This window comes from Streptomyces sp. NPDC001530 (genome assembly GCF_042894545.1).
GTDB lineage: Bacteria > Actinomycetota > Actinomycetes > Streptomycetales > Streptomycetaceae > Streptomyces.
The window spans coordinates 484,546-507,982 of the sequence record NZ_JBIAVS010000001.1; the positions used below are offsets into that span (position 1 = coordinate 484,546).

A 23,437-nucleotide genomic window follows, 5' to 3' on the forward strand; every position below is an offset into this window, starting at 1 on the left:
AAAAGGCCACCATGGAAACGGAACAGCGGAGCTTCCGCTGGGGTCACGATGCCCTGCACCTCGAGTTCGTCCTCGGCGACGACGGCGGCGCCCGCCTGACGCACCTCGGACTGCCGGGCGAGGCGGGCAACGGCCCCCGTGGGTCCCTGCCTCTGGTGGAGGTGACGGCCACGGGTCACGGGCGCGACTGGTCGGGCAGCCGCCTGGTCCAGACGGCTCTCGGCGGGCGGCTGCGCCATCGGACCCACCGCGCGGCCCGCGACGGTGACTGGCACACCCTCACCGTCCAACTGCACGACCCGGACACCGGTCTGGTCGCGGAGGTGACCTACCGGTCGCCGGACGGCATACCCGTGCTGCGCAGCGAGGTGACCCTGCGCAACGAAGGGCAGGACACGCTCCACCTGGAGTCGGTCAGCTCGTTCGCGATGGGGTGCCTCACCACGTCGGACCCGGCGGACATGGACGCCGCCGATCTGCTGTGGGCGGAGAACGACTGGCTCGCCGAATGCCGCTGGCAGCGCCGGCCGTTGCGGCTGACCACACCGGACCACGCAGGACGCGTGAGTCACGCGAACGGCCGTTCGGGCTTCGCCCTGACCGGACAGGGCACCTGGTCCAGCTGCGGGCGCCTGCCCATGGGCGGCCTGACGGACCGGTGCACCGGCCGCACCTGGGTGTGGCAGATCGAGCACAACGGCGGGGGCTGGCGCTGGGAGTGCGCCGAGCGCGACAAGGCGGCCTACCTGGCACTGTTCGGGCCCACCGACTCCCACCACGGCTGGCGGCAGCCGCTGGAACCGGGCGCCGCCTTCCGCACCGTACCCGTGGCCCTGTCCTTCAGCGCCGACGGCGGCCCCGACGCCGCGTTCGCCGCGCTGACCCGCTACCGACGCGCCCACCGCCGCCCGCATCCCGACCACCAGGGTCTGCCCGTCATCTTCAACGACTACATGAACTGCCTGATGGGAGACCCCACCACCGAAAAGCTGCTGCCGCTGATCGACGCGGCGGCCGAGGCCGGCGCCGAGTACTTCGTCATCGACGCGGGCTGGTACGACGACGGCGGTGACGGCTGGTGGACCACCGTCGGCGCCTGGGAGCCGGCCGCCTCACGCTTCCCCGGGGAGAAGGGCATCCACGAGGTGCTGGACCGCATCCGGGAGCGCGGCATGGTGCCCGGTCTGTGGCTGGAGCCGGAGGTGATCGGAGTACGCAGCCCCGTGGCCGGGTCCCTGCCCGACGAGGCGTTCTTCCGCCGCGACGGCGTCCGCGTCATGGAGTCCGGGCGGCATCACCTGGACCTGCGCCACCCGGCCGCCCGCGCCCACCTGGACCAGGTCGTGGACCGCCTGGTCGGCGAGTGGGGCGTCGGCTACCTCAAGCTCGACCACAACATCGACCCCGGCTCCGGCACCAGCGCCCACCCCGGCGAGACCCCTGGCGCCGGACTGCTCGGCCACAACCAGGCCCACCTGGACTGGCTCGACGGCATCCTGGACCGCCATCCGCACCTGGTGGTGGAGAACTGTGCCTCGGGCGGCATGCGCTGGGACCACGCCCTGCTGTCGCGGCTGCAACTGCAGTCCACCAGCGACCAGCAGAACCTGCACCTCTACGCGCCCATCGCGGCCTCCGCACCCACCGCCGTCACCCCCGAACAGGGTGCCGTGTGGGCCTATCCACAGCCGGAGGACTCCCTCGACGAGGTCGTCTTCACCATGGCGAGCGGCCTCCTCGGCCGCATCCACCTCTCCGGCCACCTGCCGGAGTTGGGACCCGAGGCCCGCGCCCTGGTCCACGAGGCGGTCGCCGTGTACAAGGCCGTCCGCGCCGACCTGCCCCGGGCGGTGCCGTCCTGGCCACTCGGGCTGCCCGGCTGGGACGACCCCTGGATCGCTCTCGCCCTGCACACCCCCGCCACCACGCACCTCACCGTCTGGCGCCGCCCGGGCGGCGAGGCCACCAGCACCCTCCGGCTGGCTGAACTGGCGGGCGGCGCGGCCTGTGTCGAGGTGCTGTACCCCGCCGCACGTCAGGCCGTTGCCGTCTGGAACCCCGACGCCGCCGACCTCACCGTGACCCTGCCCACCGCGCCGTCCGCGGCGCTGCTCCGCATCACCCGCACGGAACCGGACGCTCCCTGAGCGCCGACCCTGCCCCCACCCGACGAAAGGACGACCGAGGGTGCCCGCTCAGAACCCGCCCGCCCGCGCCACCAACCCCGTGCTCCCCGGGTTCCACCCCGACCCGAGCATCTGCCGTGTCGGCGACGACTACTACCTCGCCTGCTCCAGCTTCGAGTACTTCCCCGGCGTACCCCTCTTCCACAGCCGTGACCTGGTGCACTGGCGGCAGATCGGCAACGTCCTTGACCGGCCGGAGCAGTTGCGCCTGCCGGCCTCCATGCCGTCCTCGGGCGGCATCTACGCCCCCACCCTGCGCCATCACGACGGACGCTTCTGGCTGATCGTCACCAACTGCAGCGAGGGCGGCGGCAACCTGATCGTCACGGCGACCGACCCGGCCGGACCGTGGTCGGATCCGATCCCGGCACCAGGCGTGCCCGGCATCGATCCCGACCTGGCCTGGGACGAGGACGGCACGTGCTGGTGCACGGTCGCCGGGGTGTCGCAGGTCCGTATCGACCCGTCCACCGGACAGACGTACGGCACACCGCACAAGCTCTGGTCCGGCGGACCCGGCGTCAAGGCTCCGGAGGCGCCGCACCTGTACCGGATCGGCGACTACTGGTACCTGCTCATCGCCGAGGGCGGTACCGAGCGCGGCCACGGCGTGTCGATCGCCCGCGGCCGTACGCCCAGCGGCCCGTTCGAGCCCTGCCCGGCCAACCCGATCCTCACCCACCGCGGCACCGACCACCCCGTGCAGAACACCGGCCACGCGGACCTGGTCCAGGGCCCTGACGGCTCGTGGTGGATGGTCCTGCTCGGGGTACGGCCGCGCGGCGGCACCCCCGGCTGGCACGTGCTCGGCCGGGAGACCTTCCTCGCTCCCGTGACCTGGGAGGACGACTGGCCGGTCGTCGGCGAGGTCACCTTGGACCTGTCCGCGCCCCCCTGGCCGCTCACCCCCGCCCCCGCCGAGGAACGGCGCGACGACTTCGAGCTCAGCGAACTCGGGCCGACCTGGATCTCCGTGCGGGACCGCCCCGCCGAGCTCTGCACCACCAAGGAGCGCCCCGGATGGCTGACGCTCCGCGCGCGGGGCGGCTCCCTGGACGAGTCCGACGTGGTGTTCACCGGTCGGCGCCAGCAGCATCTTTCGTGCCGGGCGCGCACCCTGGTCGACCCCTCTCAGGGACGCGGCGGGCTGGCCGTCCGGCTGGACGAGCGGCACCACTACGCGATCGAGGCGTGCGGCACGGATGTGCGGGTGATCGCGCGCGTCGGCTCCCTGCGCACGGTCATGGCCGCCCAGTCCGTGCCCGCCGGGCCTGTGGTCCTTGCCGTCACCGTCACTGACCCGCCGTCACCGCACGGGCCCTGCACCGGACCCGACGTCGTCTCTCTGGGCATCGAAGCCCCGGACGGAACGTTCACCGAGCTCGCGACCCTCGACGGCCGCTACCTGTCGACGGAGGTGGCCGGCGGCTTCACCGGCCGGGTCATCGGCATGTACGCCACGGCAGGCACCGTCCACTTCGACTGGTTCGACTACGAGCCCCTCGACGACTGAACCCGCCTCCTCCCGACCACTGAACCCGGGCCCTCTCCGACCACTGATGGAACCAACCCGAACCGTCGGCCGAAAGGCACGACCGACCGAAAGGCATGACACGTGAAGGACATACGGCAACCCGCGCGCCACCGCAGACGCGGCCCCGGACGCCTGACCGGCCTGCTGATGGCGCTGCTCGTCATCCTGGGACTGTCCGGCAGCACCGCGCTCGCCGCGCCGGGCGGCACGGCACAGCAGACACGCTCCACGGTCAGCGTTCCGGCCCGCGCCATGGACGCCGTCGCCGCGATGCAGCCCAGCTGGAACCTGGGCAACACCCTGGACGCGATTCCGGACGAGACGTCCTGGGGCAACCCGAAGGTCACCAAGGACCTGTTCGACACCATCCGCGCGCAGGGCTACCGCAGCGTCCGCATCCCGGTGACCTGGACGGACCACCAGTCCGCCACCGCCCCCTACACCATCGACGCCACGTTCATGAGCCGCGTCAAGCAGATGGTCGACTGGGCGCTGGCCGACGGCCTGTACGTCGTGCTCAACGTCCACCACGACTCGTGGCAGTGGATCTCGAAGATGCCCGCCGACCACGACAACGTACTCGCCCGCTTCAACGCCAGCTGGACGCAGATCTCCTCGACGTTCCGCGACGAGCCGCGCGCCCTGCTCTTCGAGAGTGTCAACGAACCGGGCTTCGACAACGCCACGGACGCGCAGAAGACCCAGCTCATGAACGAGCTGAACACCTCCTTCCACAAGATCGTCCGCTCCTCGGGCGGTGGTAACACAAGCCGCCTGCTCGTGCTGCCCACGCAGGGCTGCACCCCCTCCCAGCCCCTCATGGACGATCTGTCCGCCACGATCAGCGCGCTGCACGACAGCAACCTGGTCGCCACCGTGCACTACTACAGCTGGTACCCGTTCAGCGTGAACATCGCGGGCGGCACCCTGTACGACGACAACGCCCAGAAGGACCTGAACGAGGCCTTCGCCCGCATGCACGACACGTTCGTCGCCAAGAACATCCCGGTGTACCTCGGCGAGTACGGTCTGCTCGGCTGGCCGGACCACAACCATCCCGACCGCGTGGAGCGCGGTGAGGCGCTGAAGTACTTCGAGCACATCGGCTACGCGGCGCGCGTCGCCGGTGTCACCACCGCCCTGTGGGACCCCGGAACTTTCGCCTACCTGAACCGCGAGACTCTGAAGTGGACCGACCCCGCCCTGTTCGCCTGGATCAAGTCGAGCTGGACCACCCGCTCGGGAACCGCCTCCTTCGACAAGGTCTTCGTGCCGAAGTCCAGCCCGATCACGGCCAAGACGCTCACTCTGAACCCCAACGGCACCAGCTTCCGCGGCCTGTGGCAGGGCAGCACACCGCTTGACCCGGGACTGGACTACACCGTCACCGACAACCAGCTCACCCTCACGGCGCGCGCACTGACCCGGCTGACCGGCGATCGCCAGTACGGGGTCAACGCGACGCTCCAGGCCCGGTTCTCCTGCGGGCTGCCCTGGACGATCGACGTGACCACGTCCGACACTCCGGTGCTGTCGAACGCCACGGGTACGACCGACTCGTTCACCATTCCCACCCAGTACCGGGGTGACGTACTGGCAACCATGCATGCCACGTACGCCGATGGCAGTAACGCCGGCCAGACCAGCTGGACTCCCTACCAGGAGTTCAACAGGGCCTTCTCACCGGACTACCCAGGCGGCACGATCATCCTGACCCCCGACTTCCTGAACGCGCTGCGCGACGGCGAACCGGCGACGCTGATCTTCCACTTCTACAGCGGCGCCACCGTCACCTACCACGTCACCAAGTCCGCAGGCTCGGTCACCGGCACAACATCCTGACGACCGGCCCCCCTCGCCCTGGTGCTGGCCCTGCCCGCTCCGTTTCGGCCCGAGCACGACCAGGAAATGCCCGGGGCGCACGTCGGGATCGAGGACCTGCCCCAGCACATGCTCAGGAGGACAAGGCCGGGCGGCACGGGCTCAGTGACGGCCACCTCCTCGCCGCCGTTGTCGGCCTTGATCCGCGCCTCCTATTTCTGAAGTGGCCTCAGTCCCCCTTTGCAGTCTTGGGCGTTCCGGGTGCAGATCGCTGCATCGTCCCGGGGCGGCGGCGAGGCGCCTCCCGGTGGGCAAGCGCGGCCATGAGTGATGTCGTCCGCCTTCAGGGCCGCCGCATTTTGCGTACGCCGCGGCCGTTTGCTGACCCAGTTCTCGGCGGGGCTCGGCAAACGATGGCGCTGTCTTCCCTGTTCCGCGTAGACCTGCCTGAGGCGCTCGATCGCATCGTCCTGTGTACCGCGGCCCTCTTCTTCACGCTGCTCCCCGAGAGCACCCTGAACCGAGTCGGGCACGGGTTCGGGCAACGGGTCGGCTTGGCGCAGTCGCAGTCCTTGAAGGAGGACCCCATGCCGCGGGCGAGCTTTCGGCCACGCGCCGAACATTCCGAGCGCAAGTGATCAGACACCCGCGTCTGCGCAGCGGGCGGGCGGTCAGCAAGCGGAGACCCGGCTGCGACACATGCTGACCGGTTGCTGACCCGAGGTGCGCCAACAGGGCCCTGACCTGCACAAACGTCCAGATGCTAGATCTTGGACTTGAACATGGTGCGCAGCATGGAGACACTCCCGATTTGTCTGCTCCCTGCCCGCTTATTGCAGGTCAAGGGCGGTCTCCGGAGACTACAACGATTCGCATGTTCGGTCAGCTGTCACCAGGTGTTTGAGGACTCACACTGACCCGTTGCTGAATTTCCTGACGAATAAACAGGTGATCCGGGACTGGCCCCGGTTCCTGCCTCCCTGCCTCCCTGCCTCCCTGCCGCGGCGACGCCCCACAGACGAGGTTTGACTCGCGACGGCCAGGTCACGCTCCTGGCGACCGATCAAGGGCCTGGCCTGCGATGCCGACAGGCCTCGGCCGCGCTCAGCCGTCCGCGGAAGCCGCAGCGCGGACGGAAGTCGGCGACCCATCTCAGGAACGATCGCCCGCGCCCTCGCCCAACAGCCGCAGGAACTGGTGCCGGACGAACCCACCGACCAGCTCGCCCTGCTGCTCCTGATCACCGGCTCCGCCTCACCAGCATCATCGCTCTGCACGACCTGAACCTGGCCGCCATGTACTGCGACCAGCTCCTTGTACTCGAACAGGGCAGGGTGATCGCCAGGAGCAGCCCGCACTGCATCCTCACCGAGAGCCTCATCGCCGCATCCACGGCCCGCAGCAGCCCCGACGACCGCCCCCACGTACGCTTCCTCGGCACACTCACGCCCAGCGGACAGGTTGGCTCCCCCTGCGGAACTTCGGACCCGACATCCTCGCCTTCGCCGACGAGCTCACCAAGACGTACGCCGAGATCTTCACCACCCCGCCCTGGCGACCCGGGACCCCCGAGGAGACGCGGTCGGCGTTCCAACAACGGCTGGAGACGGACGCGCATCGCCTCGGCTTCCGGCTCTGCTCGCCCTGCATCCGACAGCACGTGGCGCGCATCCCGGTCGCGGCCAGCCCTAGCGATCTGCCCGCGTCACGAGGAAGTCCCCCGTGTCCTCCAGCTCGATGCCGTCGGGGCAGTTGTCGTAGCCGGTCGACCCGCGCTCGGCGGGCGTCGATCCGCTGCGGCGCGTGGTGCTCCTTGAGTGGAAGGATCGGTGCCATGGGCACCGAGAAGGGCTGGGTGTACCGGGTCGACGAGCCGCACGGCTCGCAGGGCTGGCGCCCCTACGGCGGTCATCCTGAGCGGTGGCGGGGGACCATCATCACCGACGACCCCAAGGAGGCTGCCGAGTACGTCGCAGCCCTCGTCGTCACCGATCTGGTGACCGAGTGGGAGGTGCGCGGCACCGGGCAGAGGCACGTGCGCGTGATCGTCTGGAAGGGCGAGGAAGGCGACGGCCCCGCGGACGCGGCCTTCACCGTGGAGATCCAGCCCGACATCGATGCAGAGTGACCGATCGATCCGGCCGCAGGGGACAGGCTTGGTGCTCTTCGGTTCCGCGGAGCCTAGGCGTGGCAAAGCCTTCGCACCGCGGTCAGGCCCGCGCGCGAAGGCTCCGAGGGCAAAAACAGTCCCCGGTAGTGCTGCACGTGTCCTGAAGCTTCAGTCGTCACTGTTGCCTCGGTATCGCGCCGGCTTGCCGGGGGCCTAAACCACATCCTGTCCAAGTCACTCCGCCGACTAGACGTCCTCACCGACTTTGTGGCTCTTTCGGTGTTGTGGTCTAGTAACCACCATCCGCAAGATATGTCCCGAGTCAATAGGATTTAGGTAAATTTTTTAGCATCCAGTGGGTGAAGGTGCCGGCTTCTCGCGGCGAGGGCTCTGAGACCGAGGTGCACGAGTGCCCGAACCGGGCCGCGGCCAAGAAGCGCGGCGAAGAGGGGATGGTCTCGAAGGCGCGGCGAAGTGACCAGGAGACGGATGCCCGATCAAGCGGGTGCGTCCCCGGAGGCCCGTTCCTCGCTCGCCCGGCAGGCGGGGCACACGAGCTGGGCGTTCCGCCCGTATCGGCAGGTCAGCCCCTGACAGCGGGAGCATGGGCCGATCTGCTCGGGGGAGCAGCCCAGCATGAGCGCGGCGGACACTCGGTCCGTCGTGGGATCGATACGTCTGGGCGCCTCGTCCACGTATCCGAATTTATGCCAAGTGCCCGATTCAAGCGGGCCATGATCGCGGCCGGTCGGCCGGCCTTTCGCCGCTCGGTCGAGGTCGAGGCCCGTTTCCGTGTCCGGACGGCAGAACCCGCATGCCGCGACCAACGGATCGAGCAGTGCAGCCCGAGCGTCTTGGGCGCTAACCGGGCGCGTGATCCCGGCGTTGTGGCAGTCGTCGGTGTGGACGCGCGCGGGCTCGGGGCCTACCGCTCAACGTGTAGCGCACCGGGGCCTTGCGGCAACGTCCGGGTCATGCCGCAGGCCCTGGGGCGCTGTTCGACGGCGAATCCGGTCGCCCCATGGCTGCCCGCCTGCCTGCGCCGTGAAGGTAGGCAGCGCTGCCGGGCGCAGGCGGAGGGAACACCCCCTACGCGCACACGTCGGAGACTGGATCGTGGTGGAGTCCCTGCATCTGGGCGGGGAGCACCGCCGGGGTCAGATCGTGCGCCTTGAGCATCCGGACGACACACCGCCGTATGTCGTGCGCAGGACCGAGGACGATAGGGAGACCGTCTTCTTCCCCGGGCCCGGAGCCACCGTGCAGGGCCGCGCAGGGCGGAGCCGTTCGACCGTCACCGCACCCCCCACGGGAGGCTGGAGGCCATGGGCGTCTAATAACACGCTGCGCGGCGTCGGCACGTGGCGCCTGCGCTGCCGTGCAGTGCTGCGGCTGCCGACCGGTTCCGTCCGCCATAGCATGGAGGCCATACGGCAGGGAGAGAAAAGCCACCGCGTGCGCCCCCTGTTGCGCATATGGCGCGCCACCGGACAGGCGCCGCCCGCACACCCACCACTTCTGAATGAGCTGACTGCTCTCCATCCCGACCACCGCCGCGGGGAGGCGCGCCATCCCGTACAGCGCGACTATGACCCGGCGCGTGGGCAGCCACGGACACGTGGGCAGCCACGGACAAACCGGAAGAGGAAGACCCATGCCCGCCACACACCCGCCCGACTTCGAGCACGCCATCCATACCGCGAACATCTGGCTGAAAGCGGTGTCGGAAGCCCTGGGAACCGACGACCGTCACCTCGCCCACCGGGTCCTGCGCACCTGGCTGCACACGCTCCGCGACCGGCTCACCGTCGATGTGGCCGCCAACTTCGCCGCCCAGCTCCCCGAGCTGCTGCGGGGCGTCTACTACGACGGCTGGGACCCCAGCGTCGTACCGGTCAAGTACGACCGCGAGGGCTACGTCAACCGGTTCGTCCAGGAAGCCAAGGTCACCGCCGAAGAAGTCCCCCAGATCGCCCCCGCGGTCGCCGCCGTCGTACGCGAGCACGTCTCCCCCGGGCAACTGGAGTCGGCGATCAACCAGCTCCCGCACGACATCCGCGCGCTCCTCCTCCAGCCGACTGCCTGACCGGTTCCACGGGCTCGGGAACGTGCCGGCACGGCGTCAACTGCCCGATCGCCCCACATCACTTCTTGGCATCGGGCACGGACGTCGCTCCCGTACCGAGTCCGCGGCCGGCACAGACGTGACGCCCCCGTGGGGTGCGGGGACCTGACGGTCACTCAGCATCGCAACTGCCGTGCGCCGCTCGCTCATCCGACGCAGGCCGTTGACCGCGCACGAAGTCAACGGCGCGCGAAAGTCCACGATCCATGCGGACTGCGGGGACGGACCGCACGGCGTCCTCGCGAAAGGCGTGGCTGCTTTCGCGCTGCGACTGGGAGTTGTGGCAGAGCGCCGCGACCACAGCAGCTCGGTGTTCGATTCGCCGGGCGGGGTGGAGGCGCGCAGCATGGAAATTGACCCGATTGCCGTCGTTTCGCGGAGGTGAACCGCGATGACTCTGCCCGTACACCGCCGGCCTGGCCAGCTCCTGGAACGGCCCTTCCACCCTCCGACGGCGTGGTGACCCACCTTGGTCTGCTGTACACCGCCTGGCAGCCGCCCCTACGTGCCGGGCGCGCCGTGATCGCCGGTGTGGCGGGCACGTCGGCCTCTCTGCCCCGCGTCGTGGCCGTCGCCCCGCTGAATGGCCCGTACTCGGTCCCGAGGCGGCCGGTCCCGGCGCCACCGGCCGAGTACCTGCCCCGCAGCCGGTCAGCGGTCTTCACCGCACGGGACGGTCCTGAAGTCCACGCCGTGGTGCCCCCGCCGCGCAACCCGGATTTCCCGGGCATCCGGCCGCGAGCGCGTGCCCTTCCTGCGGCTTCCAGCCGCAGCAAACCCGACACCCTCGCATGCACGGGCTGAGCGACGATGAGCACCCGGCATCGAACGACACCTCGCCGCCGCCCCGAGGAGGTCAGCACACGCGGATGACCAGCCGGCAGGGCGAGCCTGTGCCGCACAACGAAGCAAACCCGACACCTGCGCGAACGGCCGCGAGCTTTCCGGCACAAGGAGGGCTCACTTGAAGAGCAAACGTGGGCCCCACCCGGGTATGGCGGCAGACGCACTACGGCCTGATCGCCCCCGCCAAGAAACGGCCCGCCCGTCACCGCCGCGTAAGGAGGCCCGACATGACGCAGAACCCATCCGAAGAACCCGAAGCCACGCCCGGACCGGAAGCCCGGCTGAGCCGACTGGAAGCACAGGTCGCGACCCTGGCCGAGGCCGTCCGGGTACTCGCCCGTGGCCTGGAGGACATCCCGTCGAAGGACGTTCCGCCCGAGGAAGCGGCACGCGGCGCACGACTCGCCCACGAACTCCTGCTCTCTCAGGGCCTGTAGACGCACCGTAGCGCCGGAAGAGACGGATTCGGCCACGGTGGCCGGCACCTGCACCGGCCAGCACCAAGGCCGACATGCCGCCATGCCACCCGAACAGAGCACGGGGAGTCGGCGATGAAGCATGCACAAGGACGCAAACCGATCGTGGTCGGCGTCGACCCCGATCCGGGCAGGCGCACGGCGCTCGCGTGGGCCGCCGGCGAGGCCGCCCGCCGGCACCTGCCCCTGCTGCTGGTCCTCGCACAAAATGTACCGACCCCCGGGTACCGGCCGACGGGCGGGCGGCCGTCCTGGGAGGAGTGGAACGAGGCGCTGCACGCGACGGGGGATCGCGTGCTGAAGGAGGCCGTGGCCTTCGTCGAGGCCCAGTATCCGCAGGTGCGGGTCTCCGGTCTGCTGGCGGAGGGACATCCGGCGTGGGTGCTGCGTGAGCAGGCGCAGAACGCCACGCAGGTAGTGCTCGGTTCCTGGCATCTGAGTGCTCTCCAGGAGCTCTTCACCTCCGCCGCCGTCACCCTGCCGCTCATCGCCCACGCGCCCTGCCCCGTGGTGGCCGTACCGGAGTCGGAGCAGATCACCCAGCAGCCGCCGTACTTCGTGGTCGGGGTCGACGGCAGCCCTGAATCCGCCGCCGCCGTCGACTTCGCCGTCGAGGAGGCCGCCCTGTGTGGCGCGGTCCTGCGGGCCCTGTACGTGTGGCACGCTCCGCGGCTCGGCGTCCTGGACGAGGACGCGGCCGTCCAGGAGTGCCGTCGGCTTCTGTCGGAGACGGTTGCCGGACGTACCGCCGCGCGTCCGGAAGTGGACGTGCAGCATGAGGTGGTGCAGGGCCACCCGGTACAGGTTCTTGCCAAGGCATCCGAAAACGCCCTGGGCCTGGTCGTGGGCACACGAGGGCACGGCGGCTTCACCGGCATGCTGCTGGGCTCCGTCAGTCAGGGCGTACTGCACCACGCACGCTGCCCGGTCATCACCGTCCCGCACGCGCACCACCAGTAGCCCGCAGTTCAGCGGAAGGAGGCTCCTCACGCCGGAACGCGAAACGGCAGCCGTGTCCCGGCGCGGGCGCGCCAGAGGCGGCGGGATGCCGATCGGTCGGCGCGTGGTGCGGACGTTTCCCGGGGCGAAACGGAGGCGCGCCGCACGCTGCGCTGTCGGCGTGCGGTGAGTTCGTACCGGACGGCTCCCCCGCTCGCGGGCGTGTTTCTGACAGGTTGAACCGCGGCGGTGAGATCGGGGCGGGCACCGGCATCGCTGAAGCGGGGCTGTCCGTCCGTTACACGACGACCTCTGCCACGACCTCTGCCCTGGTCAACGAGCTCGCCGAGACGGACGCTGCCCCACCGACCGCACCGGCCCCGGCCGCCCGCCTCCCGAGGCACGAGCGGGCCGTCGCACCGCACCTCGAACCTCGACACACCGCCCTCGGTCGATTTTTTCAGGCCGTCGCATGCGGAACCGGCGCCATGTGGTCGGTGAACCAGTCACGGGCCAGATCGGTGCCCTTCTCCAGGGCACCGGATTCCTCGAAGAGGTGGGTCGCGCCGGGGACGACCGCGAGCCGGTTCTCGCAGCGCAACCGGGCTTGTGCTTCGCGGTTGAGGTCGAGCACCAACGGGTCATGGCCACCGACGATCAGCAACGTGGGCGCCGTCACCGCCGACAGCCGTGGCCCCGCCAGGTCGGGCCTGCCGCCCCGCGAGACGACCGCGGCGATCCGCGCACCCGGCTCGGCGGCCGCCCACAACGCGGCGGCCGCACCGGTGCTCGCACCGAAGTACCCGACAGCCAGCCCCTGGGTCTCGGGCTGACCGCGCAGCCAGCCGGTGGCATCCGCCAGACGCCGGGCCAGCAGCCCAGTGTCGAACACGTTGGCCCGGTCGGCCTCTTCCTCCTCGGTGAGCAGGTCGAACAGGAGAGTGCCCAGCCCGGCGCGGTTCAGCCCGGCCGCGACGAACCGGTTGCGCGGGCTGTGCCGGCTGCTACCGCTGCCGTGCGCGAACGCCACGACCCCGGCCGCGCCCTCGGGCACCGTCAACTGCCCGCGCAGCACCATCGCCCCGGCCTGCACGTCCACCTCCCGGTCCTCGGGCACGGCAGGACGCGACGGAGTCGGGCGGGTGCTCACCGGACGGGCCGCGGCCTCGTCCAGACAGGCGATGACCTCATCGTCATCGGTCTGGGAGAAGTCCGTGTAGAACTGTCCGATCGCATAGAAGATCCGTGGGGCATGCACGCATACCAGTTCGTCGGCGTCCCCGCCCAGCCGAGCGGTCCAGTCCTGCGGTGCCACGGGGACCGCCAGCACAATCCGTGCCGCTCCCCTGGCACGGGCGATCTGGCAGGCCGCACGCGCCGTCGACCCCGTAGCCACCCCGTCGTCGACCACCAGCACCGTGCGGCCCTGGAGCCCGACCGATTCCCGCCCGCCGCGGTAGCGCCGGGCACGGCTCTCCAGCACCTCCCGCTCACGGGCCTCGACCTGGGCCAGCTCATCCGGGGTGACACGCGCTGTGCGCACCACGTCATCGTTGATCACGCGCACCTCGCCCTCGCCGATTGCTCCCATCCCCAGCTCGGGCTGGAACGGCACGCCCAGCTTCCGCACCAGGCACACATCGAGCGGCGCGCCGAGCGCCTCGGCGACCCGCGCGGCGACCGGCACCCCTCCGCGGGGCAGGCCCAGCACCACCACCTCAGCCCCCTTGAGGTGCTCCAGCCGGGCGGCCAGCTGCCGGCCGGCATCACGGCGATCCATGAAGAACACGATCCGACCTCCTCATCCCGGAGGAACACGGTGGGCGACGCATGCGCCCCGTACCTCCATCCTCGCCCCTGCACGGAGCGGATGCGCACCGCTGCGAGAGGCGCTCCGGCCTCGCCTCGGATGCGGGTGGAACGACCCGCGTGAGGATGGCGTGCAGACTCGGGGAATCGGGAGGCGATCACGATGTCGGGCCGCGTGACCTGCCTCCGCGAGCCGATCCCGCCGTTCCGAGCCGCCCCGGTGACCCAGGCCCTCGACGGCCTGCCGCGGCGGTACGACGACGGCCGGGCCGCCTTGGAACTGTGGAGGGCCGCCATCGCGGCCGGCGGGAGTTGACGTTGGCCGGCGCTCGGCCGGCACCGGCACACCGCCGCCGTGTCGCCGCGCCTCCCAATGTCGCGTCGGCGTGAACGCAACCCCGGCCGCGGCGTGCTGACCGTGACCCTCCTCGTGTCACAGAGTCCGCCGGAATGCCGACAGTCCGACGCGGCCCCCAGGGCAGACGCGGTCCCCAGGGCTCAGGAGGAGAAGCCGTACCGTCCTTGCAGGCGGACGAAATGCGCCGGCGTAAGAATCCGCCGGCGCTCCAGCCCCGTCGCGGTGCGCAGGAAGGCCACGACCTGCTCCCGGCCGCCCGGCCCGATGGGCTGTACGAGGCGGCCGCCGAAACGCAGCTGCTCGGCCAGCGGCGCAGGAACCTCCGGGAACGCGGCGGACACGATGACCGCGTCGTACGGAGCGCGGTCGGGCACGCCGCCGCTGCCGTCCCCGATGCGCAGCTCAATATTCTCAATGCCCTGCCGGGCGAGGTTGCGCCGTGCCTGATCGGCGAGGTCCGGCCACATCTCGATGGTCACGACATCGGCGGCCAACCGGGCGAGTAGCGCGGTCTGGAAGCCGAGACCGGTACCGATCTCGAGTACGTGCTCGTCTCCGCCCAGGTCAAGGCCCTCGATCATCATGGCTGAGAGCGAGGGCTGCGTGGTCACCTGTCCGTGCCCGATCGCAATGGGCACGTCACGGTAGGCGTGCGTTTGGTTGCCGGTGGGGACGAATGCCGCTCGGGGTGTCGCTCGTACGGCCTGGAGCAGGCGCTCGTCGCTGATGCCGGCCGCTCGAACGGCCCGCACGAGACCCTCGGGTGGATGGGCGGCTTCGGTCATGTCCGCTGCTTTCCGTGCGATGGCCGGAGGGTGGGTATGCCGTCGGGCTTCAGAGGGTGCGGTCGAACAGAGCGGCGGCCAAGTGAACGGGGACGTGCCGTCGGGGCCGCGACCGTGGCGGGTAGCGCCGCGGGGCCGTGACACACCAGCGCCAGGGGCTTGCCGAAGGCGAGCCCCTCGGTGAGCAGACGTCCGGACTCGGCGTTGTCGGGCAGGTCCTCCGACCAGCATGGCACCGGATGAGCGCGCTGATGCCGACGGCACCGCCCTGGTCGAGGCCGCCGCCAGCGACCTGGGCCCCGGCACCTACACCTCCCAGACCCAGGTCGCCGCCGACGCACTCGGGCTGACCATGCGCACGGTCACCTTCCGGCTCGGCGACTCCCTCTTTCCGCCGACTCCACCGCACGGCGGCTCGATGACCATGTCCAGCGTCGGCTCCGCCGTGCTCGACGGCTGCCGTCCGGGCCGAGGCCGGTGCCCTGCGCCAGACCCGGCTGTGGCTGGCGCTCACCGCAGCGATGCTGATCATGGGCGGTGTCCTGGCGACCTACACCTACATCACCCCGCTGCTGACCGACCGCGCCGGCATCCCGGAGGGTGCCGTACCGCTCGTCCTGATCGCCTTCGGCGTCGGCGCCCTGGGCGGCACCGCCATCGGCGGGCGTATGGGGGACCGCCGCCCGATGGCCACCACCATCACGGCCACCGCGGCCACCGCCCTGGTCCTGCTCCTGCTGATCACGCTGTCCACCAACGCCGTCACGGCCACCGCCCTCGTCTTCCTGATGGCCCTGACCGGATTCACCGTCAACCCCGTCGTCACCTCGCTCGCCGTCCGCTTCGCCGGCGACGCCCCCACCCTCACCTCCGCGCTGAGCACCTCCGCCTACAACGTCGGCATCGCCGCCGGATCGGCGATCGCCGGTACGGCCCTGAACTCCTCCCTCGGCCTGACCGGACCGCCCCTGGTCGGCACCGTCACCGCCGCCCTCACCCTGTTCCCCCTGATCGCCATCGCCGTCCGCGGCACCCCCCACAAGGCGCGGGTCGTGGCCCAGCGCACCGCCCCCGCCCACGCGCGACGCGACGAACCCGCACCGCCCCAAAGGACCTGACAGCGGGAGAAATCAGACTCACGCCCCCTGGAAAGAGCATGCACCGAATATCCCTCTCGGTAGACAGCCGGCCCCGCCAAGCTGCCCTTTGTCGTGTGGGTGCTGGCTGTCGGGACGTTTCTGATGGGCAACAGCGAATTCGTTGTCGCAGGTCTGCTGCCTGAGGTCGCGGACGGTCTGGGCGTCAGCGTGTCTCGAGCGGGCCTGCTGATCACGGCGTTCGCCGCAGGCATGATCGTCGGCGGACCGGTGATGACGATCGCGACGCTGCACCTGCCGCGGCGCTCCACGCTGGTCCTCGCGCTCGTCGCCTTCGCCCTCGGCCATGTGGTCGCCGCTCTCAGCTCGTCCTTCGCGGTCGTGCTCGCGGCCCGCGTGGTGACCGCCCCGGCCACAGGCGCCTTCTGGTGCGTCGCCGCGGTCGTGGCAACGCCCGCGGCAGGACCGACGGCGGCGTCACAAGCCCTGGGCCTGCTGCTCGGGGGCCTCACCGTGGCCAACGTCGTTGGAGTGCCCCTGGGCTCGTGGCTGGGGCAGGTGTCGGACTGGCGAGGGCCGTTCTGGGTGCTGGCATCGCTGTCGGCCTGCGCCGCGGCAGTCCTCGGCCGGTTCATCCCCGACGAGCAGCGGCGGCAACCGCCCTCCGTCCGGGCGGAGTTCGCCGCATTGCGGCAGCGCCGGGTCTGGCTGACGCTCAGCTCCATAGCCCTGCTCATGGGCGGTGTCCTGGCGACCTACACCTACATCTCACCCCTGCTCACCGAGCGGGCCGGCGTTCCGGCTGAGGCCGTGCCCTTGGTCCTGGTCGGCTACGGCCTGGGCGCCCTGCTGGGCACCACGGTCGGCGGATGCCTGGGCGCGACCGACCGCTTGCCACACTGATCACGGCGGCAACCACGACCACGCCGATCCTCCTCCTGCTGGTGTTCTTCTCCACCGGCCCAATGGTGACCGTCGCCCTGGTGACGCTCATGGGGGTGACCGGCTTCGCGGCGACTCCGGTGCTCGGCGCGCTCGTCGTACGCTTCGCCGGTTCCGCGCCCACGCTCGCCTCCGCACTGAGCAGCTTTGATCGCGCCGCGGCGTGCTGCGCCGCGGCGCGATCAGGGTTTGGCGAGGGAGCCGGTTCGGTGTCAGCCGCGGGGGAAGCCCTCGGCCTCGAGGCGGAAGACGAGCTCGGCCTCGTCGCGCTTGGTGGTGTGCAGCTCCCAGTAGAGGGGGGAGATCTGCTCGGGCTGGGCCGCCTCTACGCCGGGGATGACGGAGACGCCGATCGACGAGTCGATGCCGACGTGGGCGGCCTGGATGCCGGTGCCGTCCAGCTCCTTGTGCAGGTTCATCGCCCAGTTACGCAGCGCCGCGGCGGCGGCGTTGACGTTGGCGACCCGCGGGTCGGGCCAGATCGAGCCGGCGCCGGTGGTGTAAAGCAGGGTGCCCGCGCCGGCCTCACGCATCGCGGGCAGCACCGCCTTAGTGGCGGCGATGGCCCCGTACAGCTGGAAGTTCATCTCGAACTCCACATGAGACGGTTCGGTCCCGGCCGGAGCGGTCAGCGTGGTGATGCCGAACGTCCCCACCGGGGAGTACTCCAGGACGTCGATCCCGCCGAAGCGTGTGGCGGCGTCCTTGAGCGCCTGGGCGAGCGCGTCGCGGTCGAGCACGTCTGCGGGGAACGCGGCGGCGGTGATGCCCTCGGCAGCGAGCTTGCCGACCAGACCGTCGAGCTTCTCACGGTTACGGGAGATCAGGGCGACGTCGAAGCCCTGGGAGCCGAAGGTACGGGCGATGGCCAGGCCCATCTGAGGGCCGGCTCCGACGATGGCGATGCTGGTCACAGCGATCCTTTCGTAAAACCTCGTTGGGGGAAATCGGTGTGTCGGGCGATGGTGAGAGCTCCGTGCCGCCGGTGCAGGCACCGGACGCCTCGATGGCACTCGATTCGGATAGAGCTATCCGATTCCGAACCAGATAGCCCTATCCGGTTCGACGCGACCACCGTAGCACCAAAAACGGATAGGGCAATCCGATTGCTAGACTCGCTGGCATGAACCCTGGCGCCCAGCCCACCGACAACCCCGCCGCCCAGCCCCTGCGCAGCGACGCCGAGCGCAACCGGGCGCGGATCATCGCCGCCGGGCGCACGGTGCTCGGGCGCGACGGCCTGAACGCCTCCATGGCCTCCGTGGCCCGCGAGGCAGGAGTGGGGATCGCCACCATCCTCCGCCACTTCCCCACCAAGGAGGACCTGGTCGCCGCCGTCTTCCTCGACCGCATGGACGCCTACGCCGACGCGGTCGCCGTCGCCCTCGACGACCCGGACCCCTGGCACGGTTTCACCGGCTACATCGAGGCCGCCTGCGCGATGCAGGCTGCCGACTACGGCTTCGCCGACGTCCTGACCACGACCTTCCCCACCGCCAAGGCCCTGGAGCAGCGCCGCAACGAGGCGTACGAGGCCATGGTGCAGCTCATCAACCGCGCCAAGGCCACAGGCCGTCTGCGCGAGGACTTCGACCCCTCGGACCTGGTGCTGATCCACATGGCCAACGCCGGCGTCGTCAACGCCTGCGGCGATGCCGCTCCCGACGCCTGGCGCCGCGTCGTCGCCCTGCTGATCCAGTCCTTCGAGGCCCCCGCCCGCGGCCCCCTGCCCGCCTCGCCCGAGCACGACGCCCTCTACAAGGCCATGCTCCGCGCCAGCCCAGCGGGCAGCACCGCGTCGGAACCGGGGAAGAGCAGCTGACCTCGGGGCTGGGACTATCGCGTCTGGCCAGGGCGTGGTCGTTTCCGCGCTCTCGCAGCATCAGCGGACACTGACGGCACGCACTGCCGCAGTGGCAGGACGTGGTGTGCCGTGGAAGACCTGGCTGGTATGGCCAGGCGCGGTGGTCGGCCGCGACAGGGTGTGCGCCCGGCTGCGGGCCGACCAGCGGACGGCCCGCGAGCGCGATGACCTGCTCGCGGGCAGCGGGGTGTGGCCGACGAAGCGCTGGGAGACGAGTATGCGGTGGCCGTCGTCGACCCCGAGGATGCCTTTGTCGCAGAGCTTGTGGTGCAGCGAGCACAGGCACAACCCGTTGTCGACGTCGCCCGGACCTCCGAACGCCCGCCAGCGCACATGTGCGGCTTCCAGTCCGACCGGAACCGTGCCGATCCTGCCGTCGTGGCAGCAGAAGGCGCACCGGTACTCGTAAGCGGTCAGCAGAGCGGTTCTGAGTTCCGGTGCGAGCCGGCCGGTGGCACCTGTCTCCCGGAGATCTCGCACCCCCCTCCTGGGACTGCCGTGCTCGCGGTCGGTACGCGCTTGCCACACACCGTCGCTGACCAGATGGTGGAACGGGTTCCCGCTGCGCGGACCCTCCTGACTTCCCATACGCCCTCGGGCCCACGGCTTCGCGCGCTGGAGGGGCCTGGAGAGCACGTCGAGGTGCGACCGCTCCGTCCGGTCGTCATGCCGCGGGGCACATGCCCTCAACCGGCATGTCCCACAGGTCGGTTGATGCTGTCCCGAGAAGGCGATGACACTCTACGAGGATCTGCACATCTCCTCGGTGGGCCCACCGGCCGACGCCATCAAGGCGGAGAAGCCGCGCGACCCGAAGGGCTCGGGGAGAAGACCGAGGAGAACATCCACCACGGGATCGCCCTCATGCGGCAGGCAGGCGAGCGGATCCTACTGAGCACCGCCATGGACGCCGCCGAGGACATCGCTCAGCGGTGGGCGGTCAGGGCACCGCCGTTCCACGGTAGCCCCGCCGGGGTGGGAGCCCGGGCAGCACCGTGGACGGGGCCTGCGGCCGCGTGTCGACGGGTTCCCTTTGCTCCGGACGGCCGACGAGGGCCGCGACTATGTCGGCTGCGGTGAGCACCCCGGCGAGACTCCCGTCCTCCTCCAGCACCGGCAGGGCGTCGGCTTCGGTGTAGCTCATGAGGTCGGCTGCGTGGCGTACGGTCTGCTCCCTGTGTATGAGCGCCGGCCTGTGGCCGGGCAGGAGGTCGCCCACGCGCAGGCCGGACAGCGTGGCGGCCGGTGCCGCACAGGCGACCGCCACATCGGCCCTGTCCAGCAGGCCGGCACAGCGACCGTCCGGACACACGACCGGAAGGTGACGGGAGCCGGATCGCTCCAGCAACTCCCAGGCCACGAGTACGCTTTCGTCGACAGCGATCGTGACCACAGCGGCGTGCATCACGGCAGCGACCGTCCGCGCCAGGACCGCCTGCTCATCGTGGACCGCCCCCGGCTGCTGTTCCATGGTCGCCTCCTTCTTGTTTGCGGGCGTCGCCGCGCGTCACGGGGAGGGCGTCGGTTTCCCTGCCGCGGTGGGGTGGTGGCCGTCCGGCCGCTGTTGCTGTTGTTGCTGCTGGAGTACGTCGAGGACCACGGACCCGTCGACGGTCTCGCGGGCGGTGAGCAGGTCGGCCAGGGTGTCCAGCGCCTTGCGGTGGTCACGCAGCAGAGCCAGGGCGCGTTCCTCGGCCTGGCGTACCAGGCGGGCGGTCTCCTTGTCGACGATGCGTTGGGTCTGCTCGGAGTAGGGCCGTCGCAGAGTGTCTTCGGTGCTCTCGCCGCCTAGGTAGTGGGGGGCTCCGGAGCCGTATCCGACGGGACCGAGGGCCGGGGACAGGCCGAATTCGCGGACCATGCGGGCGGCGATCTGGGTGGCGCCGGCCAGGTCGTCGGCGGCGCCGGTCGAGCCTTCGCCGAAGACGACGAGTTCGGCGGCCCGACCGCCGAGCCGTACGGTCAGCAGGTCGGTCAGGTAGCTCTCGCTGTACAAGTGCCGTTCGGCTTCGGGGAGTTGCTCGGTGGCACCCAGCGCCGGTCCCGAGGGGAGGATGGTGACCTTGGCGACCGGGTCGGCGTGCTCGCACAGGGCTGCCATGAGTGCGTGTCCGGATTCGTGGACGGCGACGGAGTGCCGTTCCTCAGGGAGCAGGGCGTTGGTGGATTCCCTCCGCCCGAGCAGCAGCCGGTCGCGGGCGTCGCCGAGGCCCTGGGCGTCGATGACGGCACCCCCTGCCCGGACGGCGTTGATGGCCGCTTCGTTGACCAGGTTGGCCAGGTCGGCGCCGGAGAAGCCCGGTGTGGCCCGGGCGACGGTGTCCCAGTCGACGTCCGGAGCCAGGGTCTTGCCGCGACCGTGGACGGCCAGGATGGCCGCCCGCTCGGCTTGGTTGGGCAGCGGCACCGTCACATGCCGGTCGAAGCGGCCCGGGCGCAGCAGAGCAGGGTCGAGAGTCTCGGGCCGGTTGGTCGCGGCCAGCACCACGATGCCGCTGGCCTGGTCGAAGCCGTCCATCTCGGCAAGGAGCTGGTTGAGGGTCTGCTCGCGTTCGTCGCTGCCGCCCAGCCGGGCAGCCCCGCCGCGGCGGCTGCCGACGGCGTCGATCTCGTCGATGAAGATGATCGAGGGGGCCCGTTTGCGCGCCTCCGCGAAGAGGTCGCGCACCCGTGAGGCACCCACCCCGACGAACATCTCCACGAACGCCGAGCCGGTCACCGACAGGAACGGGACCTCCGCCTCGCCGGCCACCGCGCGGGCGATGAGGGTCTTGCCGGTGCCGGGCGGTCCCACCATGATCACGCCACGTGGCCCTTTGGCCCCCGCGACCGCATAGCGCTCGGGACTGCGCAGAAAGTCGACGATCTCGCTGATCTCCTGCTTGACGCCCTCGTAGCCGGCCACGTCCTCGAAGCGGGTGGTCGGTCGCTCCGCTTCGATGATCTTGGCGCGGGCCCGTCCGATGGCGCTGAGCCCTCCGCTCAGCGTCTGTACTGCCTGGCGGCGGGCCCACAGGAACAGGCCGACGATGACCAGCAGCGGCAGGAACAGCACCAGCAATGTCCCAAGGGGGCTGCCGCTGCTGCTCCGGGACGCGGTGATCTCCACCTTCTTGGACTCCAACTGCTGTTCCAGGCGGCTGTTGGCCAGGACGGTGGGTATCCGCGTGGTGAACTTCGTACCGTCCTTGAGGCTCCCCTTGATGGCGCCCTTGTCGTTGATGTCGACCGTCATGACCTGACCGCCACTCACCTTGCCGACGAAGTCGCTGTACGACAGCGACGCGCCCTCCTGGTGTGAAGGGGCTCGCATCACTACCACGAGCAACACAAACAACGTGGCGAGGGTCAGCAGCCAGCGTGTCCACGAATGCGTCGGTGAAGCCGTCGGCGGCTTGGGCGGCTCACGGGGAGGGCCCGGCTTGGCCGAGCGCGACACATGGCGCCCCGGCAGACGGACTGACGTGATCAACGGACGGCTCCCTTGAGGAAGAACGGACCCGGAGGCCGTTCCGGAATGCGAAGAGGCGCGGACCGTGGGCGGGCGTCCCAGTACCAGGATCGACGCTTTTTGCGCCGTTGGCAGCACCGAGCGGGGCCGTTCCCGCCTCGGGACGCTGTGCCGGTCCCGACCGGAGGAATCGGCGGACCGGGACCAAGGGCCTTCGATCTTCCGCGTACGGGCGGTGGTGCATAAGTCTGGAAAGTAATACTTGGAGGAGGTTGCCATGAAACGATCTGCTCCCCAGCAGGCTCCCGAGGTCCAGGTGGAGACGCACGGGCACCTGCCACCGGACGCGACCGGGTACGCGCGGGACAAGGTGCGGGCCGTCCTTGGCCAGACGCGGGAACCGGTTCTGTTCGCCCGGGTGAGACTGAACCGTATGGCGAACCCGGCCGTGGAGCGGCCGGTGATCGCTCAGGCCAACCTGGACGTCAATGGCCGACCCGCCCGTGCGCATGTTGCCGCGCGGTCCGCCACCGAGGCCGTGGACCTGCTCCAGGACCGGCTGGCGGAACGGCTGGCCCGGCTGGCCGAGCACTGGGAAGCCCGCCGGGGCCGGATGCCCATGTCCAGCCCGCACGAGTGGCGGCACGGCAATGAACCCACCCACCGCCCCGACTACTACCCGCGACCGGCCGAGGAGCGGGAGGTCGTCCGCCACAAGTCCTTCTCCCTCGCCCGGGAGACACCGGACGAAGCGGCCTTTGAGCTGGAGTCGATGGACTACCGCTTCCATCTGTTCACCGACGTCGACTCCGGCGAGGACAGCGTGCTCTACCGCTCGGAGCCGACCGGCTACCGACTGGCCCAGGTGCACCCCCACCCGCGCCCGGCCGGCAACGTGTCCGTACCACTGACGGTCAGCGAGCTCCCGGCACCCCGCATGAACGTGGCCGAAGCAAGACAACGGCTGGACATCACCGGATTTCCCTTCGTGTTCTTCGCCGACGACAGCACCGGCCGCGGCAACGTGCTGTACCACCGCTACGACGGCCACTACGGCCTGATCACACCGGCCGAGTAGCAGCCCTCGAACACAC

The 23,437-nt window shown here is 70.3% G+C and carries 18 protein-coding genes and 5 pseudogenes; 15 read left to right on the top strand and 8 right to left on the bottom strand.

The window, feature by feature from the left end; all coding sequences use genetic code 11:
- Positions 1-11 precede the first annotated feature (11 nt).
- The 5 genes from ACFY0T_RS02160 to ACFY0T_RS02180 all read left to right on the top strand — a co-directional run bounded on the left by ACFY0T_RS02160 (position 12) and on the right by ACFY0T_RS02180 (position 7,669).
- Complete coding sequence (locus tag ACFY0T_RS02160) at positions 12-2,147, top strand: alpha-galactosidase (protein ID WP_388863924.1); 2,136 nt, start codon at positions 12-14, stop codon at positions 2,145-2,147.
- Positions 2,148-2,187: 40 nt separating this feature from the next.
- Positions 2,188-3,699: a glycoside hydrolase family 43 protein gene (locus ACFY0T_RS02165; protein ID WP_388863925.1), complete on the top strand. Its 1,512-nt coding sequence runs from the start codon at positions 2,188-2,190 to the stop codon at positions 3,697-3,699.
- A 102-nt stretch (positions 3,700-3,801) separates the two neighbouring features.
- Positions 3,802-5,562: a cellulase family glycosylhydrolase gene (locus tag ACFY0T_RS02170; RefSeq protein ID WP_388863927.1), complete on the top strand. Its 1,761-nt coding sequence runs from the start codon at positions 3,802-3,804 to the stop codon at positions 5,560-5,562.
- A gap of 302 nt (positions 5,563-5,864) precedes the next feature.
- A complete protein-coding gene (locus ACFY0T_RS02175) occupies positions 5,865-6,179 on the top strand; it encodes a hypothetical protein (protein WP_388863929.1) in 315 nt (104 codons plus the stop codon).
- A gap of 1,196 nt (positions 6,180-7,375) precedes the next feature.
- Complete coding sequence (locus ACFY0T_RS02180; RefSeq protein ID WP_388863931.1) at positions 7,376-7,669, top strand: hypothetical protein; 294 nt, start codon at positions 7,376-7,378, stop codon at positions 7,667-7,669.
- A gap of 479 nt (positions 7,670-8,148) precedes the next feature.
- Here the strand turns inward: ACFY0T_RS02180 and ACFY0T_RS02185 are convergent.
- Positions 8,149-8,565, bottom strand: a pseudogene (locus ACFY0T_RS02185) (DUF6233 domain-containing protein); the annotation flags it as partial.
- Between the two features lie 130 nt (positions 8,566-8,695).
- Between ACFY0T_RS02185 and ACFY0T_RS02190 the strand changes: the two are divergent.
- The 4 genes and pseudogenes from ACFY0T_RS02190 to ACFY0T_RS02205 form a co-directional block, all read left to right on the top strand.
- A pseudogene (locus tag ACFY0T_RS02190) lies at positions 8,696-8,902 on the top strand (DUF1918 domain-containing protein); the annotation flags it as partial.
- A gap of 403 nt (positions 8,903-9,305) precedes the next feature.
- The gene (locus tag ACFY0T_RS02195; RefSeq protein WP_388863933.1) at positions 9,306-9,737 is read left to right on the top strand and encodes a DUF2267 domain-containing protein; all 432 of its coding nucleotides are present in this window, start codon (positions 9,306-9,308) and stop codon (positions 9,735-9,737) included.
- Positions 9,738-10,849: 1,112 nt separating this feature from the next.
- The gene (locus ACFY0T_RS02200) at positions 10,850-11,059 is read left to right on the top strand and encodes a hypothetical protein (protein WP_388863935.1); all 210 of its coding nucleotides are present in this window, start codon (positions 10,850-10,852) and stop codon (positions 11,057-11,059) included.
- Between the two features lie 114 nt (positions 11,060-11,173).
- Positions 11,174-12,058: a universal stress protein gene (locus ACFY0T_RS02205; RefSeq protein WP_388863937.1), complete on the top strand. Its 885-nt coding sequence runs from the start codon at positions 11,174-11,176 to the stop codon at positions 12,056-12,058.
- A gap of 439 nt (positions 12,059-12,497) precedes the next feature.
- On the opposite strand, the gene ACFY0T_RS02210 is transcribed toward ACFY0T_RS02205, so the two are convergent.
- Positions 12,498-13,826 carry a phosphoribosyltransferase family protein gene (locus ACFY0T_RS02210; RefSeq protein WP_388863939.1) on the bottom strand — a complete coding sequence of 443 codons (1,329 nt, stop codon included), beginning with the start codon at positions 13,824-13,826 and terminating at the stop codon, positions 12,498-12,500.
- A gap of 183 nt (positions 13,827-14,009) precedes the next feature.
- Between ACFY0T_RS02210 and ACFY0T_RS02215 the strand changes: the two genes are divergently transcribed.
- Positions 14,010-14,162, top strand: a complete 153-nt coding sequence (locus tag ACFY0T_RS02215) for a hypothetical protein (protein WP_388863941.1) — start codon at positions 14,010-14,012, stop codon at positions 14,160-14,162.
- A gap of 182 nt (positions 14,163-14,344) precedes the next feature.
- Here the strand turns inward: ACFY0T_RS02215 and ACFY0T_RS02220 are convergent, their stop codons facing one another.
- Entirely contained in the window at positions 14,345-14,989 is a 645-nt protein-coding gene (locus ACFY0T_RS02220; RefSeq protein WP_388864208.1) for a protein-L-isoaspartate(D-aspartate) O-methyltransferase, read from the bottom strand.
- 84 nt (positions 14,990-15,073) lie between these two features.
- A pseudogene (locus ACFY0T_RS02225) lies at positions 15,074-15,210 on the bottom strand (type 1 glutamine amidotransferase domain-containing protein); the annotation flags it as partial.
- Positions 15,211-15,233: 23 nt separating this feature from the next.
- On the opposite strand from ACFY0T_RS02225, the pseudogene ACFY0T_RS02230 reads away from it, so the two are divergent.
- The 3 genes and pseudogenes from ACFY0T_RS02230 to ACFY0T_RS02240 form a co-directional block, all read left to right on the top strand.
- Positions 15,234-15,450, top strand: a pseudogene (locus ACFY0T_RS02230) (molybdopterin cofactor-binding domain-containing protein); the annotation flags it as partial.
- Positions 15,451-15,471: 21 nt separating this feature from the next.
- Positions 15,472-16,107 (top strand): MFS transporter, encoded by a 636-nt coding sequence (locus ACFY0T_RS02235; protein ID WP_388864210.1) that lies wholly within the window; start codon positions 15,472-15,474, stop codon positions 16,105-16,107.
- Positions 16,108-16,230: 123 nt separating this feature from the next.
- Positions 16,231-16,989, top strand: coding sequence for an MFS transporter (locus ACFY0T_RS02240; RefSeq protein WP_388863943.1), 759 nt, complete (start codon positions 16,231-16,233; stop codon positions 16,987-16,989).
- A gap of 251 nt (positions 16,990-17,240) precedes the next feature.
- Here the strand turns inward: ACFY0T_RS02240 and ACFY0T_RS02245 are convergent, their stop codons facing one another.
- Positions 17,241-17,942, bottom strand: coding sequence for an SDR family NAD(P)-dependent oxidoreductase (locus ACFY0T_RS02245; RefSeq protein WP_388863945.1), 702 nt, complete (start codon positions 17,940-17,942; stop codon positions 17,241-17,243).
- 209 nt (positions 17,943-18,151) lie between these two features.
- On the opposite strand from ACFY0T_RS02245, the gene ACFY0T_RS02250 reads away from it, so the two are divergent.
- Positions 18,152-18,850, top strand: coding sequence for a TetR/AcrR family transcriptional regulator (locus ACFY0T_RS02250; protein ID WP_388863947.1), 699 nt, complete (start codon positions 18,152-18,154; stop codon positions 18,848-18,850).
- Between the two features lie 60 nt (positions 18,851-18,910).
- Here the strand turns inward: ACFY0T_RS02250 and ACFY0T_RS02255 are convergent.
- From ACFY0T_RS02255 to ftsH, 3 genes and pseudogenes are all read right to left on the bottom strand, one after another.
- Positions 18,911-19,627: pseudogene (locus ACFY0T_RS02255) on the bottom strand (HNH endonuclease).
- Between the two features lie 205 nt (positions 19,628-19,832).
- Complete coding sequence (locus ACFY0T_RS02260; RefSeq protein ID WP_388863949.1) at positions 19,833-20,363, bottom strand: HPP family protein; 531 nt, start codon at positions 20,361-20,363, stop codon at positions 19,833-19,835.
- A 36-nt stretch (positions 20,364-20,399) separates the two neighbouring features.
- Positions 20,400-22,622: an ATP-dependent zinc metalloprotease FtsH gene (gene ftsH, locus ACFY0T_RS02265; protein ID WP_388863951.1), complete on the bottom strand. Its 2,223-nt coding sequence runs from the start codon at positions 22,620-22,622 to the stop codon at positions 20,400-20,402.
- Here ftsH and ACFY0T_RS02270 point away from each other — a divergent pair.
- Positions 22,621-23,421: a sigma 54 modulation/S30EA ribosomal C-terminal domain-containing protein gene (locus ACFY0T_RS02270; protein WP_388863953.1), complete on the top strand. Its 801-nt coding sequence runs from the start codon at positions 22,621-22,623 to the stop codon at positions 23,419-23,421. The genes ftsH and ACFY0T_RS02270 overlap by 2 nt on opposite strands.
- Positions 23,422-23,437 lie beyond the last annotated feature (16 nt).